The organism is Terriglobia bacterium (assembly GCA_020072645.1).
Classification (GTDB): domain Bacteria; phylum Acidobacteriota; class Terriglobia; order Terriglobales; family Acidobacteriaceae; genus Angelobacter.
Genome location: JAIQGK010000006.1, coordinates 150,663 through 165,950 on the forward strand (window position 1 = coordinate 150,663; position 15,288 = coordinate 165,950).

The window sequence follows — 15,288 nt, forward strand, 5'->3', positions numbered from 1 at the left end:
CCAGAAAAGTTCATCCTTCTTGAATGAGACATTCAGTACAAGAATTTGAAGAGTTCGCAAAAGGAGAGGAATCATGGCGCGGCGTCCCGCTACACAGAAAAAGACATCAAAGCCCAGTCCAAAGGCAAGCTGATGGCGTTTGAAACAAAATCATCAAAAATTCAACAGAAAGAGCCGAAGCCGCCTTTTCCCAAACAGCACCAGCCTCATCCAGGGATTGAAGCGGACGTGGAGCCTCGCCCAAAATATAAAGCCCCACTGTATCGAGGAGCGGACAAGCTTCGCGATAAAGTCGCCTTGATCACCGGTGGAGATTCCGGAATCGGCCGCGCCGTCGCCGTTCTCTATGCGCGCGAAGGCGCAGATATTGCCATAGTCTTTCTTCCAGAAGAACAGAAAGACGCGCAGGAAACCGCCAAAGCGGTTGAAGCTGAAGGGCAACGTTGTGTATTGATTCCGGGGGACGTAAAAGATCCGGATTTCTGCCGCGACGCCGTGGAGCAAACCGTGGAGGAATTGGGCCACCTTGACATTCTGGTGAATAACGCAGCTTTTCAGCAGCACCAGGAATCCATCGAGGACCTAACTGAAGAACAGTGGGAAAATACTTTCCGCACCAACATATTCGGCTACTTTCACATGACCAAGGCCGCGCTGTCTCACCTGAAACCCGGCAGCGCAATTGTGAATACCGGTTCCATTACCGGACTGCAGGGCAATAAAGATCTTCTCGATTACGCTTCCACCAAGGGCGCAATCCATGCCTTCACTAAATCGCTGGCGCAAAATCTGGTGGAAAAGAAGATCCGCGTGAACTGCGTAGCTCCAGGTCCGGTATGGACTCCACTTAACATCGCCGATAAACCTGCAGAGAAGGCGGCAGAGCACGGAAAGGCGACACCCATGGAACGTCCCGCCCAGCCGGAAGAGGTTGCGCCTGCTTTTGTGTTTTTTGCTTCTGAGGCGGATTCCAGCTATATCACTGGCGAAGTGTTGACCCTGCTGGGTGGCGAAACTACTGCCGCCTGAAGAGATTTTGTGCGCGACAATCCAGATTAATTTTTAAATTGTCGCGCACAAACTATTTTTATGGATGGATTCAAGTTGCTATTTTTATAAAAAGTGCTATCCATCGCGACTCGATAGACTCAATGCGGCCGAATAGCTCTAATGATTCTGGGTGAACTCAAATCGCACTTCAATCTCGCTCTCACGGTCTGCTGATTCATACTTCCACTTGCGAACCGCCTGGACCAGAGAAGCTACCAGGACCGGATTGCCGCCAAGTTCCTTCACCCCAACTACTTTGCCCTCCGGTGTGACGGTAAGCAGCACGCGTGCCACGCCCTGGATGTTCATCTTGCGTGCAAGCTCCGGATATTCCGGCGGCACACTGACTTTGAGCTTACGTGTGTTGGCTTGCGCTTGTGTGGTCTGCGAAATCGCCGGCGACATAGCAAGCGTATTCCAAAGTAGTGTGGCGATCAAAATAGCGAAGCTCGATCTAAAGAAACGAAATGTGCGGTTTGAAAAGTTGAGGATCATAGTCTCGCTTGCACTCTTGCAATCCATGGGAGTTTGTCAAAACTCTTTTTGCAGCGGTTAGTTTTTAACGGCGTTTATGCATATGAATATTGCTCTAAATATCGCGTGCACTCCAGTACAAAAACATTCGCGTGCTCACGGAAGTTAACACGGCATTGCCCTTTTGTAATTGCTCACTACGCCACATTACTTTCGTATAGCTGGGTTTTCTGTAGTTCCAAAATGGAACAGGGCTAATAAAACATGGGTCACTTTATAAAGCGGGACCCGGTAACCCATATGCGAACATGCCGCTGCTATCCGGAACGAGTTCCAAAATGGGAAAGCGCCACTAAACAAATCAGCAGAAAGCCTCTGGTAATACGACCCAAGTAACTAACACGTATTGTTTGCAGCATAGATAATCAGCCCGCACAGAATCACTGCAACTGGATCGGTGGAGCGTCCATGGGACGAACAACCGAAGTTGCGCAAACCAAAGTGGAAGAGGAAAGAAAATGCTGCAAAGGCTACTTCGTCGTCAACCAATATTGATCGGTTCACTTGTTCTTTTGATGTTGCTTTTAGCTCAGGCCATGGTTGCCCAGTCTGATGCCGGCGCAGGTGGTCTGCGCGGTGAGATCAGCAATGCGGACGGTACACCCGCCGCGAACGCAGCCATTACAGTCCGAAACGCTGAGACCGGCTATGTGCGCGAATTGCATACCAATAGTCGCGGGCAGTTTGAGGCCCAGGCGCTGCCGGTGGGCCGTTATTTTGTCCAGGCCTCGCAAGCCGAGTTTAAGACAGATGAAGTAGAAGCGATTGTTACTGTGGGCCGCAGCCACACAATGGCATTGGCGTTAAAGTCCGCCAGCCAGGATACGGGCGGCAAAGAGCAGACCGTGCAGACGCAGACGATGGTGATGAATACAGATAGCCCAATTGACACGCATGATGTGTCGAGTTCTTCGAGCGTCTATTTGCGCTCGATTACGTCGGCTCCTATCCGTGGCCGCGCTTTCCCTGATTTTGTGCAGCTGACCCCAGACATTTACCAGGAATCAGATCGCAACGGCCTGGTAATCTCCGGCCAGCGTTCCATCAATTCTTATGTTGCGCTCGATGGCGCGGACTTCAATGATCCGCTGCAAGGCAACCAGCGCGGCGGTAATGATCCAGTGTTCTTCTTTCCGTTGGCTGCCGTACGAGAGTTCCAGGTAGTGCGCAGCGGTCTTGATGCCGAAGTCGGGCGCACGAACGCCGGCTTTGTGAACGCCGTAACCAAGTCAGGGACCAATGACTGGCATGGTGAAGGCTTCTACATGAATCGCAACTCTGACCTTACTTCACCGGACGCGTTCGGCAATCCGGCGGTCAATATGCAACACCAGTTCGGTGGGTCTCTGGGCGGACACCTCAAGAAAGACCGCACATTCTTTTTTGTCGCCGCCGAGCAGAATTTTCTGGACCTGCCTTTCACCGTTCAGTTCCAGCCACAACCTGCGGGCGTAACGCTGCCCGCCAGCCTACTGGCTTTGCAGGGAGTGGACAACGGAACAAATAACGTAACTTCCACCTTTGGCCGTTTGGACCATTCCATCACTTCCAAGCACATGCTGAATGTGGAAGTAATGTACGCGAACCTCGACGCACAGAATTTTGGGCTGTCGCCGCGCACGAATGACATTGCAGAGTCCACGAACTTTGATCGTCAAGGATCCAGCGTCGCGGGCAAGGTCAGCCTGGTATCCGCATTCAGTTCTTCCTTGTTGAACGAACTTCGCGGGCAGTACGCCACGGATTATCGCTTTGAACAACCCAATGCGCAGACGTCCATGGTGGTGATCACTGGTGTCGGAACGCTCGGCACTGAAGTCACGCATCCACGTATGTTCGATAACAAGCGTTATGAATTGACTGACAATTTCAGCATCACCAAGGGCCGCCATTCGATTCGCTTTGGCGCGGATGGCAATATCACTCCTTCCCGCCAGCTACGTGAAACATTCATGGCCGGCCGGTACGATTTCAAGTCACTGGCTGATTTCGAAGCTGGCAAAATTGCCCGCTATCGCATCACGCTTCCGACGAATGGCGATCCAAATTCGTTGATCTATGACGCCACTCAGCACGAACTGGGCTTCTTCATTCAAGACAAGTTCGCGCTTACCCGGAACCTGATGGTCAACGCCGGTTTCCGCTGGGATGGCCAGTGGAATCCGCAGCCGCCGAATCCGAATCCGGCTTTCGCCGTGACGCAAACGATTCCCAACGATCTGGCCATGTGGCAGCCGCGACTCGGACTCGCCTGGGATCCCAGAGGCCACGGGACAACCGTGATCCGCGCCTCTGCCGGCATGTACGATGCACGCACTCCGGCCAACCTGTTCCAGCGCATGTTTACTGACAACGGATTGAACACCCTTGTCTTTGATAGCAAGGTCGACAAAAAGCTCCTCAACTTCGTTCAATTCCCGAACACCCTGGTTGGTATTCCTGCCGGCGTAGCTCCGGCCCCAACGAAGGTCGTCGGCTTCGATCCCAACTTCAAGAACCCGCGTTCATTCCAGGCCAGCGCCAGCGTGGAAACTGCCATCGGTGATGCATGGTCGATTTCCGGCGGTTACACTCGCAACTCAACCTGGAACCTGCAACGCCGCCTGGACCAAAACCTCTTTCCCGCTACGTTCGACGCGACCGGTATGCCGATTTTTCCAACCGTCCGTCCCAATCCGTCAATTGGTCCTTTGTCAGTCAATCAATCTGAAGCGCATTCCACGTATGACGGATTTGATTTCGCCGTCAACCGCCGCCTGAGCCACCACCTGCAGTTCCAGGCGGGGTACACGCTGGCATGGAATCGCGATGACGAATCAGGGGAGCGCGTATTCAACCGCGAAGGAGCGCTTGATCCGCTATTGCCTGAATTAGATGCCGGTCCTTCAAAGAATGACATTCGCAACAACCTGCGTTTGAGCGGCATTCTGGACCTGCCGCACGGCTTTACTATCAGCGCCATTACGCTGAACCGCTCCGCTGCGCCATTCACTCCGCTGATCGGGTTCGATACGCAGAATGATGGCAACGACGATAACGACCGCGCCATCATCAACGGACATGTGGCGGGACGCAATAGCATGCGCGGAAGCCCCTTCAATGATCTCGACATGCGTATTCTGAAGTCATTCCGCACCGGCGAGCATTCAAAATTAGAGACGTTCGCTGAATTCTTTAACGTGACGCACAACACCAACAAAGGCTACGGTCCCGACGCAGTGAGCTTATACGGGAACGCGGCCGCTCCTAATCCCACTGCGGGCCAGGCGCTGTTTGCGCCGTTCACCACCAGGTTTGGTGGCCCCAGACAGGTACAGATGGGAGCACGGTTCAGCTTCTAAAGTTTTGCAGAGCATCTCCCCCAACGGATGAAAGGCAACGGTACTAGTAATTGTTCCGTCTTCCGGTAGGTCATAGATCGCCCGCGGCACTGTAATCGCCGCCGGCAAGGAGATATTTGTGCACAACCAAAAGCTGTCTTTCCATGTACTGATCGCTATGCTGGTTCTTCTGGTGGTCCCGGTTTCCGCGCAGGTGGTAAAAGGAAACGTGTGGACCGCCGAGAGCCTTCCGCAGCAAGGCCACATAACCGGCGGCCCCTGGACCCTCCAGCAGCGCGGGGCCAGCAATGCTGCTCCGTCCGCGGGATATTGCATCAATGGTGTTCCGCAACCCAATCCTGGTACGCAGCGGATGGCGCCTTACTATTTTGCCTTTGTTACAAATTCAGGCAAAACGATGCACGGCTTTTTCGACTATCGTCCGCGCAACAGCAATGAAGCCGTTGTGGCGGCAACATCCACTGATTTCGGCCAGACCTGGCAATTCACGCAGGAGGTTATGGAGTTGAACAAAGGGATCTGCCCGGCCAGCGACAACGTTGATCTGGCAAGCGAAGCCGGCCTCGGTCATCCTTATGCGATGACGATCAACGGTCATCGTTTCCTGTACAACCTTGATCGCCGCGCCAGCCAGGTTGATGTCAGCGGGCTCGTGGTTCATGAGTTGTTTCCGGAGGCGGGCGCTCCACTGAACCCGTTACCCGCAACCGTGGATTTTGCCGCGCCAAGGACAACAGGTCTTTTGAATCCGGACGGCATCATTGCTGAAATTCCGGGCTCTTCGCCGAAGACGATTCTGTATGTGCAGAAAATCCTGAATGGCGACAAAACTGGCGCGACGGCGTTGCCGTTAGCTCAGCAATGCGGCAAGCCGGTAGCTTTCGGTGAAACGGCGGCCAGCCATGACATCTCCATTCCGCGCATGGCTTCAACTGAAGACGGAATCAACTTTACCGATCTCGGCCCAATCAATGGATTGAACGACATCGCCGGCGTTGGCCCCACGGACATTCGCTATGTTGGTCCGCGCGGAACACTGATGCAATTTGGAGACGGCACCTGGGGATTGATTTTCTCCGGCGGAAACTGCCTGGATGGAGACTCTGACGCGTTCCATTTCCTGGGCTTTGCACAATCGACCGACCTCCGTAACTGGACCGTCATCAATGGCATCCAGAACCCCATTGCATCCACCATCCCGCTGACGGTGAATGTAAACGGTACGGATGTGACTATTCCGGCGAACCGGCCTGTGGTTGGCGATTCTCTGGGCTGGTTTAATGGCCGCATTTACGGCCCGTCATTTGTTCGCATGGGCGAACACGATGGCGTGATGACTTTTACCGGATATCACACACCCAAGCCTAATGACGATCGCGGCGACACGCGCGGTATCGGTAGCGTTCGCCTGCATAGCTCACAAAACATCGTGGCCATCAGCAACGGCGATGATGAACAGCCGCCCAACGATGGTGACGACAGCCATCACGATCAGGGCAAAGACGACAGATAATCAACGGGGGTCAAGCAAAAAAACTGGGGTCTCTCGCGAGGCCCCAGTTTTCTTCCATTAACATCTACTCATTGAGCACTATTCGTTGATCGCAGGATGTCTCTTAAATTCGCGCGGGATAGCAAATCCAATTTCCTGCGCCATCCACTCGGGCTCGCCGCTGCCCTGGCAAGTGCCCCATAAAGCCATCGGCTCATTTCCGTACCGAATCATTCCGCTATGCCTCGCTTTGTCCTTGTCGATCTCAGGATTGGGATCGGCAAAGCCGGTCAGGTGCCGAAGCATGTCAACTTCCTCCGGCTTGCCGGTGAGAAAGGTCCAGTATTTGTCGTTGATGCCGTGCATCTTCGCATATTGCTTGAGCTTGGCAGGTGTGTCCTGTTCCGGCTTGACGGTCATGGAATAAATGAAGATCTCGTGATTGATCTGCTCATGCAGGATCTTCTGCACGTGCTTGAGGTTGGCTGTGATGGTGGGGCACACGCCTTCGCAATCGGCATACATCATGTTGAGAATTACGATTTTGTCTTTCAGCACATCATCGTAAAACTTCACTTTTTTGCCGGTGTGCGTCACCAGTTCGACGTTGGGAAAGTACCGCCGGCGCAGGATCTCGCGCCCAGGCAGCGGAGGGGCGAACTTATGAGCAGGCGCGACAGTACTGCTTGTCCGAGCGCCGGTTTCTTCACCGTGGGCCGCTAGCGCTCCCAGAAAGGGCACAGCGGCAAACCCGGCGAACAACTTTCTTCTGCTGACTTCTGACATCTTTGAAACTCCTTTCAAGTATTTGGTGGCAGCAGATCGCGTGCATATGCTGCTGCCGGCCGGGTTTACGGATTTGTCTTGGTGTCGCCGGTTGTGCCCACGTCGAAGCGCAACATCATGGCGTGATCTTCGTGAATCACGTTATGGCAGTGCATCACGTAGCGTCCAAGCCAGTCGCGGAAGCGCATCCGGATGGTTGCATTGGCTTTCGGTACCAGACGGACGGTATCTTTGCGCGCCAGGTTTACACCGGTCGGAGAATTACTCGTACATCCTGACCAGCAGTACTGGCTGCTGTAGCGGCTGTAGTCCCATGAATCGTCGCTGCTGCTGCCGTACAGGCCAGGCGCACCCTGAGTGACCTGGTGCTCTTCCATGTGGACGTGAATCGGATGCGACCAGTTCCACCCATTATCGAGATACCATTGCTCCAGGCTGTTCTGCTGCACGGTGAAGCGCGCCGTAGTGCAACTGAAGAGGCTGCCATTGATGGTCCACTGGCCATTGCGGCCCTGGTCAAAGTTAAATGTGCGGCTCACGCGCGGCGTGCCGCTCACGCTGGGCAGGGCGTAATAGCTCGGCGGCGTTGCCGGGTCTACGCTGTTGTCCTGCGCGGCGGGCTGGTCCACCACAATCCGTAGCATCAGGAATCCCTGCCCTGGAGATGAGACAGACCCCGTGGGGCCACCCTGTCCGTTCGGTTGAAGCAGGCGATTCTCGAGATAGATCGTCTTGCCTGCATACTTCGAGAAGTCGATAACCACGTCCGCGCGTTCCGCTACTCCCAGCGCGACCGCCGGCACCTGGATCGGCTTCGGCAGCAAGTTGCCGTCATTCGAAATCTGCCAGAACGGCTGTGAAGTGGTGAGGTTGTTCAGGTCCGTCAGGTGAATCTGGAGGAACCGAGACGGCCCGGTATTGATCCAGCGGAAGCGATAGCGCCGCGGACTCACGTGCAGCACCGGCTGGATCACTCCATTGACCAGGAACTTGTCGCCCAGGATGCCGTCAGTGTTGAACGTATCGAACACCAGGTCGCCGGTAGTCGCATCAAAGCACCGGTCGGCAAACATCATTGGAATGTCATAGGTTGGGAACGACGGCAGGCGGAACCCGGTGGTCTCGTCTCCGGTGTCGTAGTTATTGAACAGGATGTAATGACCGACCAAGCCTTTGTAGACGTTCTGCGCCGTGAAGCCTTCGCGATGATCGTGATACCACAGCGTGCTCAGCGCCTCATTGATGTCGCCGTTCGTCGATACGTGATCAGAGAGGAAGCCAGCAAGCTGGTTGGGATAGTACTGGTCATAATACTGGCCGGAAGCGAAGTAATCACAAGGGAAGCCGTCACTCTCTGAAGGCGTGTGGGCGTTGTGCAGGTGCGTGGAAACCGAGTTGATTCCAAATCCGCCGTTGTCAGAAGGCAGGTTGTTGTAATTGCGGATCAGGATCGGCGTGCCGTAGTGGCTCACGTAAGTCGAGCCGGGGCTCATGCCGTCAAAGGTCCACAATCTTTGCATAGGCAGGTCGGGCGACATGCTCACATTCGCCACCTGCTGGCTGACTTGATACACGGTTGCCGCAGGAAAGGGAAGATTCCCATTGCTGCCGATGGGTGACTGATGCGCCCGCGTGCGGCCTTCATACGCAATGCCAGTTGCGGGATTGATTGCGTTGTTAGGAGCGATGGTCGGCGCCGGCCCGGTGAGTGCGGAAAGAGCGATAGGCTGCTTTACCGGCGGAATGGGCATGTTCATTACCCACGGACGCGTCGTAGGACTGGCACAGTTGCCGCAGCCGCTGCTTCCGGAATAGCAGTTGCTGCCGCTGCCCCACGTGTCGGCCCATGCGCGGCTGCTCAGGCCTTTCTTGGCGATCAGCATACCTGCGCCGGTCAGCAGGCCCATTCTCATCAGATCACGGCGGCTGGTTAATCCGGCTTTTACAAGCTCCTGCCGGTTTTTAAAGGCGTTGTACATCTCTTTCCATCGTGCGCGAGAGACTTTCTCTCCATTCGCGTTGAAATACATACAAGCTCCGTCTGACTTAAGTTTTGGTGGCATTTGAGGACACGTATGCTGTCTTTCCGCGGCTATGGCTGCGGAGACAAGGTTTCACGTGGCTAAGGGACCCGGAAGCTTATGGCAAAGACCGCTGGAATCTTATTTTGCGCGATTGTCAGCACCCGAACTGATCCGGAAAACGGCCTTGTTCTGATTGATTTGTCATAAGGATTCGACCAAGCGATGCAAAGCATCGAGTCCAAATCCTCTCGTCTACATCCGTCGTATTGTGAAGCTTGGTGGGATAGTAAACGCGGCGGCAATGCCGGTCAATAAGTGATTTTAAGTAAATCTTAATTTTGGGCAGACCGGTTTCCATCAGCGCAATGAAGAAGCGCTCGGCCTCAACCCGTCGCGCTAATTGCTTTGAGGGATGACGGATTTAACTGCGATAGGAAATGCTATGGGGCGTAGCCAAAAAAAGAGACGCAGCAGGTCTGCGTCTCAGTCAGGTGAATTGCTTATTTTTAGCCTTTCTTCGGTTGTTCCACTTGCAGATTGTTCTGCACGGAGAAAACTCCGGGAACACCATTGGCGCGGATGAACGCATCATCCTTGTCTGCCTGGGTCCTTACCATTCCTACCAGCTCCACATGGCCGTTCTTCACTATGATGTGGATTGGCGGCGTGGGCTGGATCCCATAATTGAACAAGCGGGAATCGTTAAATACCGCCATTGCCACTCGATGGCGAATGCGGTCGTCATTGAACGAAGCCGGGAGTATCTCGATCTGGTTATCTACTCGCTCCACGCCTTCCAGATGCTTGACGCGGGCTTCTGCCGAATCCTTCACAATCGCATCCCGCACCTGCCCGTACAGCGTTACGGTGCGGCCGTTCACACGGTAAGCGAGATTATCGAACACGGTAAATTGTGGAATCATATTCAGTTCATGGCGGACTTCGCCGGTAAGCCGTTGTTCAATTCGCGCATCGGAACTTGATGCGACCTGCTGGTCAGCGGACGCGGCGAACGCCAATCCTGTGGTTCCTAATGCCAGGACCGCAGCTAAAAATATGTTCAAACGCTTTCTCATAGCCTCCTCCAAAATTCTTCGCCTTTTATAGGTTAACTGTTTAGTTAATTGTTAGATGTCAAGGCGGAAGATGGGATTCGGACGGATTCCCTCAGGTAACAATTCTTAACCCTGCCCTGACAGGGTCAAGCTTAAGGCAAATGAAGATCGAATTAGATTCGGAATAAGGCGAACTTAATAGGCCTGCCGGCAAGCTACCGGCAGTGAGGCTTTTGTGTATTCTATTAGAGTGCTTTGGCCCCTCCGACTGCGATTGCCTGAGAGGTAAAAGACGCTAGAGGGAAGTAACCCCGCAGCCGGCGATTCACATCTCAAGTATTTGCAGGAGTGTTCCCCCATGAAATCTGCAAGAGCGGTAATTTTTATCCTGATGTTTTGTCTCGGGTTGGGCGCCGTTGGGCAGCAAGCGCCCGTGCCTCAGCAGATGCAAGATACGCCACAAACTGACCTGAACACCATTCTCCTGCAAGTCCAAAAGGCCACCAGTTCAGCCAACGTCAACCTGGGAAAGCTGCGCATTGAAAAATGGAAGACTGATTCGCAGCAAAAACAACAGATGCAGCAAGTGGCGGATTCATTGCAGAAGAACATCGCCAATGCCGTTCCCGGCCTGGTTAGCGATGTCCAGACCAGCCGCGGTGGAGTGCTGGCTAGTTTCAAGCTGTATCACAACTTGAACGTGGTTTATGAGTTTCTCAGCTCCATGGCAGAGGCCGCAGGCGCTTATGGCAAGAAAGAGGAGTATCAGCCCCTGGAGGGCGACGCCACCGCCTTGGATACCGTACGGCAAAACTTATCGACATATATAGAACAGGCGGCTGGGAAAATGGAAGCCGAGAACCGGGCTGCCGCCAATTCCGTTCAGGCAAGGCAGAGCCCGGGCGCGGTGGTTCCGGGTCGAAAAGTGGTCGTGATCGACGAGAACGATACTCCTGCTCGCAAGCGCTCAAAATCTACAAAGAAAAAGACTTCAACTCCAGCAGCCCATGCCTCGCCGACTCCGGCACAGGCTTCCTCTTCTCCTCACTAAATTTCCAAAGATTCTGGAACTTGTGCCCCCCAGGTGGGGTCTATTTACCTGAAGGAATTGCTGTATCCCCTGAGTAGATTACCGCCGTTACCACTAAAGGTAGTTGTAGAGGGGCCCATATCTTGAGAAAATTGGGGTGACGCCATGAGAAGAGTGGCGGGAGCAACAGCATTGGGAAACATCGCCAGCGCAATCGGCGTAAGAGCCGAGGAAGCCTCTATTGTTGCCGAGCTAAAGGCCGGCTCTGAAGAGGCTTACAACTGGCTTGTGACCCACTATCACCAGCCGATTTACAGCCTTGTGTACCGCATTCTGACTGACCCTGCAGATGCTGCGGATACCACACAGGAAGTATTCCTTAAAGTCTTTCGCGGCATGAATCGTTTCAACGGCGAATGCAGCCTGAAGACATGGCTCTACCGCATCGCGATACATGAGGCTTCCAACCAGAGGCGTTGGTGGTTCCGGCACAAGAGCAAAGAGACTTCCATGGAAGCCCACGTGGATCAGGACGGAAACTCCTATGGCCTGTGTGACACGCTGGCAGACAAGAGTGAATCGCCCATGGAGATTCTTGCCCATGAGGAAGTGCGCGCACGGGTGGAGATGGAATTGAAACAAATCCCGGAGCCTTATCGTACAACCGTAGTGCTGCGCGATATTGAAGGGCTTGCATATGAGGAGATCGCTGAAGTTTTGCAGATTTCGCTGGGAACTGTGAAGTCCCGCCTGATCCGCGGCCGCGATGCTCTGAAGAAACGACTGGAGACTTTCGTTAACGAAATGGGTGCTGAGGTAGGGGGAAGCAAGCCGGAAGCGAATCACCGTTCTCCGGCGCAATCAGAAGTGGAGGCACAGTCATGAGATGTACAGAGGCCCGGCCCCTGTTCTCATCATATCTGGACCGCGCCGTCAGTGGTACGGAGATGCACGAGATCTTCGCCCATCTGGAACAATGCGCGGGATGCCAGAAAGAATACGCGCTTTTGGAAAATACCCGCTCGCTGGTTTCATCACTTGGACGCCGTCAGCCCCCCTCTGATCTGGCGTTGAAGATCCGCGTGGCCATTTCCAGCACCCGCGCTCGCAATTCGCTAAGTTTGTTCCAGCGTTGCGTCTTGCGGCTGGAAAATACCTTTCAGGGCGTCATGGTCCCGGCCACAGCAGGCGTGCTTTTCGCGGTAGTCTTCTTTGGCGTGTTGATCGTTTTGCTGGTGCCGGCTCAGGTCAGCGCCAATGACGACGTTCCATCAACTTTTTACACGCCGCCACGGCTCCAGGTTTCTGAATATCCTGAAGACCAGTTGAACCTGGATTCGCCCGTCGTGATTGAGACGTACGTGGATTCCAGGGGGTTTGTGGAAGATTATCGCATCATTTCCGGGCGCGATGACGATGAGGTGCGGGCGCAGTTGGGCCGCGCGCTGCTCCGTACTCTATTTATTCCGGCCCAATCCTTTGGCCGGCCTGTTCCAGGAAAAGCGATCATGTCCTTTTCCCATATAAACGTGAAGGGATAGGCTTTCCGCTCGTCTGGAAGGGTCAGGCCCTCAGGGTTTGACCCTTTCTATTTTTCTAGCCTAAACTTAAGTTTCCCAACACATTTGGAGGGGACCCTGAAGCGGAAACTTCAACCATTGGTCTGGTCTGTGCTGCTGCTCGTGGCGGCGTCTGGCACGTCTCTGGCTCAGACCACCAAAGCGCAACTGGAAGTTAGCGAGACGTTTTTTACCCTGGCTGCTGCCTTAAATAGTTGCGGCTACGATGCCGGCCTGGAAACGTCTATGCCTCTCAGGCAAGTGGTGCGGACGGAAGTGAGCGCCTCGTTAACGCAATCCGCAGAAGCCAAACAGACCGGAAACGCCATCTGCCAATTTTGGATCGATCACCAACTGCCCGGCAAAGATAATGACGTAACGCCTTATCTCTCGCTCGCGTTGGATTTGGGCCCGCCGCCTGACTTTGCTCCCACTATTCCTGAAGCTGATCTTGCCCCTGACGCCGGACGTGTGCTGGGCGTTCTCTCGCCGCTGAAAAAGTTTTATCAGGCAGCAAACATTGGGGGCCTCTGGCGAAAGCATCAACCGGAATATCAGGCGCTGGTCAGTCAGCTTCACGATCCTGTATCCCAGCTGCTTACGCAGACTGATCTGTATTTGAAAGTGCCGTTCAGCAATTATCCCGGCCAGAGATTTGTGATTTATATGGAGCCGCTGCTTTCCCCGGCTCAGGTGGACTCAAGAAATTTTGGCAGCAATTACTACATGGTTATATCGCCCGACCATGAAACACATGTGCGTTTTCCGGAGATCCGCCACACGTATTTACATTTTGTGCTCGACCCCATGGCGCTTTCTCACGGAAACACTCTGAAACAGCTGGAACCGATATTGGAAGACGTGAAAACTGCGCCCATGGCGACAGCCTTCAAGAACGATATCTCGCTCATGGTAAATGAATGCCTGATTCGCGCGATTGAAGCGCGTACCACCATTCCAAAATCCAATGAGGCAGCCAGAAGCGCTTACGTGCAGCGATCGGTCGAAGAAGGATTCGTGCTGACTCGGGTCCTTTATGATCAACTCGGCGATTTTGAAAAAGACTCAACTGGGCTGAAGAATGCTTACGGTAACCTGTTGCACACAATTAGTTTGGAACGTGAGCGCAAAAGAGCGAGAGAGGTTGTGTTCCGCGAACAGGCAACGCCGGAGATCGTGAGCGCAGTCCAACCTGCCCCCAATGAAGATCGCCTGTTGAATATCGCGGAGCAGAAGCTTGCAGCCGGTGATCGCGAAGGCGCGGAGAAGCTGGCGAATGAGGTGCTCGCGCACAATCACGGCGGCGAAGCGCCTGGACACGCGGTTTTCATTTTGGCCAGGATCGCGACTTTAACTGGAAAAATGGAAGAGGCACGCGCCAGCTTTGAGCAGGCAGTTCAATCTGTGCATGACTCCCGCATGCTGGCCTGGAGCCACATCTACCTGGGGAGAATCTTTGATATTCAGGACAAGCGCGACGTTGCTGTGGAGCATTATCGCGCAGCGCTTGCAGCCGGTGATCCCTCGGCAGACACAAAAGCAGCTGCGGAGCGAGGTCTGACAGAACCCTACCAGGCTCGGAAGACGGCCAAACCATGAACCGACTCATGCAGCTCACGTTACCCCTGGCATTCGTGCTGCTTGGCAGCGCAGCGTTTGGCCAGGCAAAACCCCAAACCTCCAATGCACAACCGGCGGGCAAGCGTGTCTTGCAGCCCAAGACGCAAGCTGAATTTAACGATTACAAAGTGGCCTATGCCATCTCCGGGGGCGCGGCGTCAGAGAAAGCAGCAGACGATTTTGCCGCCAAGTATCCTGCTAGCGAGCTGAAGTCCACACTGTTCGCAAAAGCAATGCATGAGTACCAGACTGAAAATAACGCGGCCAAAATCCTTTCCACTGGACAAAAAGTCTTGCAGGTCGATCCGGACGATGAAGTCGCCCTGGTCCTTACCGCGAACGTGCTCGCTGACTCGCTGAGTGAAACCGATTCGGACCGCGACAAAAAGGCTGCTGAAATAAGAAAGAACGGCAGCCGTGCGTTGCAATTGATGGATACAAACTTTTCTCCCGTGGCCAATGCCAGTCCTGAACAGATTGAGGCTTACAAAAAAATGTTGCAAGCCTTGGCCCATTCCGCGCTGGGAATCACGTCATTGAAAATGGGGGACGATCCTGGTGCTGAAAAGGAATTGAAAGCGGCCTCACAGGCGAATCCGAGCCAACCCGATCCATATATCTGGTACCACCTGGCGCTGGCGCAAGACCACCAGAAGAAGTATGACGAGGCGCTTATTTCCGTGAAGCACGCTGTCGAGAATGCGGCGTCCAACCCGGAAATTGGGGCATTGGCACAAAGCGAGCAAAGCCGATTGCTCACCCTTACCGGGGGAACTTCGAAGTAGAATGCAGTTGTA

Annotated in this window: 12 protein-coding genes; 8 read left to right on the forward strand and 4 right to left on the reverse strand. The window is 54.1% G+C overall.

Translation table 11 applies throughout. The annotated features are described in order from the left end of the window. Window positions 1-132 precede the first annotated feature (132 nt). Window positions 133-1,029, forward strand: coding sequence for an SDR family oxidoreductase (locus LAO76_10740; protein ID MBZ5491397.1), 897 nt, complete (start codon window positions 133-135; stop codon window positions 1,027-1,029). A gap of 138 nt (window positions 1,030-1,167) precedes the next feature. Here the strand turns inward: LAO76_10740 and LAO76_10745 are convergent, their stop codons facing one another. Then, window positions 1,168-1,455 carry an energy transducer TonB gene (locus LAO76_10745; protein MBZ5491398.1) on the reverse strand — a complete coding sequence of 96 codons (288 nt, stop codon included), beginning with the start codon at window positions 1,453-1,455 and terminating at the stop codon, window positions 1,168-1,170. 587 nt (window positions 1,456-2,042) lie between these two features. Here LAO76_10745 and LAO76_10750 point away from each other — a divergent pair. Together LAO76_10750 and LAO76_10755 are read left to right on the forward strand one after the other, a co-directional pair. Then, a complete protein-coding gene (locus tag LAO76_10750; protein MBZ5491399.1) occupies window positions 2,043-4,925 on the forward strand; it encodes a carboxypeptidase regulatory-like domain-containing protein in 2,883 nt (960 codons plus the stop codon). 118 nt (window positions 4,926-5,043) lie between these two features. After that, on the forward strand, window positions 5,044-6,438 hold the full coding sequence (locus LAO76_10755) for a hypothetical protein (GenBank protein ID MBZ5491400.1): 1,395 nt from the start codon (window positions 5,044-5,046) through the stop codon (window positions 6,436-6,438). 78 nt (window positions 6,439-6,516) lie between these two features. Here LAO76_10755 and LAO76_10760 read toward each other — a convergent pair whose 3' ends face one another. The 3 genes from LAO76_10760 to LAO76_10770 form a co-directional block, all read right to left on the reverse strand. Further along, window positions 6,517-7,203, reverse strand: coding sequence for an SCO family protein (locus tag LAO76_10760; GenBank protein MBZ5491401.1), 687 nt, complete (start codon window positions 7,201-7,203; stop codon window positions 6,517-6,519). 65 nt (window positions 7,204-7,268) lie between these two features. Next, a complete protein-coding gene (locus LAO76_10765) occupies window positions 7,269-9,233 on the reverse strand; it encodes a multicopper oxidase domain-containing protein (protein MBZ5491402.1) in 1,965 nt (654 codons plus the stop codon). A 500-nt stretch (window positions 9,234-9,733) separates the two neighbouring features. After that, window positions 9,734-10,303, reverse strand: a complete 570-nt coding sequence (locus LAO76_10770; GenBank protein ID MBZ5491403.1) for a BON domain-containing protein — start codon at window positions 10,301-10,303, stop codon at window positions 9,734-9,736. Between the two features lie 337 nt (window positions 10,304-10,640). Between LAO76_10770 and LAO76_10775 the strand changes: the two genes are divergently transcribed. From LAO76_10775 to LAO76_10795, 5 genes are all read left to right on the forward strand, one after another. Then, window positions 10,641-11,333, forward strand: a complete 693-nt coding sequence (locus LAO76_10775) for a hypothetical protein (protein MBZ5491404.1) — start codon at window positions 10,641-10,643, stop codon at window positions 11,331-11,333. 153 nt (window positions 11,334-11,486) lie between these two features. Beyond that, on the forward strand, window positions 11,487-12,197 hold the full coding sequence (locus LAO76_10780) for a sigma-70 family RNA polymerase sigma factor (GenBank protein ID MBZ5491405.1): 711 nt from the start codon (window positions 11,487-11,489) through the stop codon (window positions 12,195-12,197). Next, complete coding sequence (locus tag LAO76_10785) at window positions 12,194-12,853, forward strand: zf-HC2 domain-containing protein (protein ID MBZ5491406.1); 660 nt, start codon at window positions 12,194-12,196, stop codon at window positions 12,851-12,853. Before LAO76_10780 ends, LAO76_10785 begins: the two co-directional genes overlap by 4 nt. Window positions 12,854-12,970: 117 nt before the next feature. Then, window positions 12,971-14,470 carry a DUF4932 domain-containing protein gene (locus LAO76_10790; protein ID MBZ5491407.1) on the forward strand — a complete coding sequence of 500 codons (1,500 nt, stop codon included), beginning with the start codon at window positions 12,971-12,973 and terminating at the stop codon, window positions 14,468-14,470. Then, window positions 14,467-15,276, forward strand: coding sequence for a hypothetical protein (locus tag LAO76_10795; protein ID MBZ5491408.1), 810 nt, complete (start codon window positions 14,467-14,469; stop codon window positions 15,274-15,276). The genes LAO76_10790 and LAO76_10795 overlap by 4 nt, the downstream gene beginning before the upstream one ends. The last annotated feature ends 12 nt before the right edge of the window (window positions 15,277-15,288 follow it).

Coding starts and splice junctions, on each gene's coding strand:
- LAO76_10740 (MBZ5491397.1), top strand. CDS start 133: ATGGCGTTTGAAACAAAATCATCAAAAATTCAACAGAAAGAGCCGAAG.
- LAO76_10745 (MBZ5491398.1), bottom strand. CDS start 1,455: ATGTCGCCGGCGATTTCGCAGACCACACAAGCGCAAGCCAACACACGT.
- LAO76_10750 (MBZ5491399.1), top strand. CDS start 2,043: ATGCTGCAAAGGCTACTTCGTCGTCAACCAATATTGATCGGTTCACTT.
- LAO76_10760 (MBZ5491401.1), bottom strand. CDS start 7,203: ATGTCAGAAGTCAGCAGAAGAAAGTTGTTCGCCGGGTTTGCCGCTGTG.
- LAO76_10765 (MBZ5491402.1), bottom strand. CDS start 9,233: ATGTATTTCAACGCGAATGGAGAGAAAGTCTCTCGCGCACGATGGAAA.
- LAO76_10770 (MBZ5491403.1), bottom strand. CDS start 10,303: ATGAGAAAGCGTTTGAACATATTTTTAGCTGCGGTCCTGGCATTAGGA.
- LAO76_10775 (MBZ5491404.1), top strand. CDS start 10,641: ATGAAATCTGCAAGAGCGGTAATTTTTATCCTGATGTTTTGTCTCGGG.
- LAO76_10785 (MBZ5491406.1), top strand. CDS start 12,194: ATGAGATGTACAGAGGCCCGGCCCCTGTTCTCATCATATCTGGACCGC.
- LAO76_10795 (MBZ5491408.1), top strand. CDS start 14,467: ATGAACCGACTCATGCAGCTCACGTTACCCCTGGCATTCGTGCTGCTT.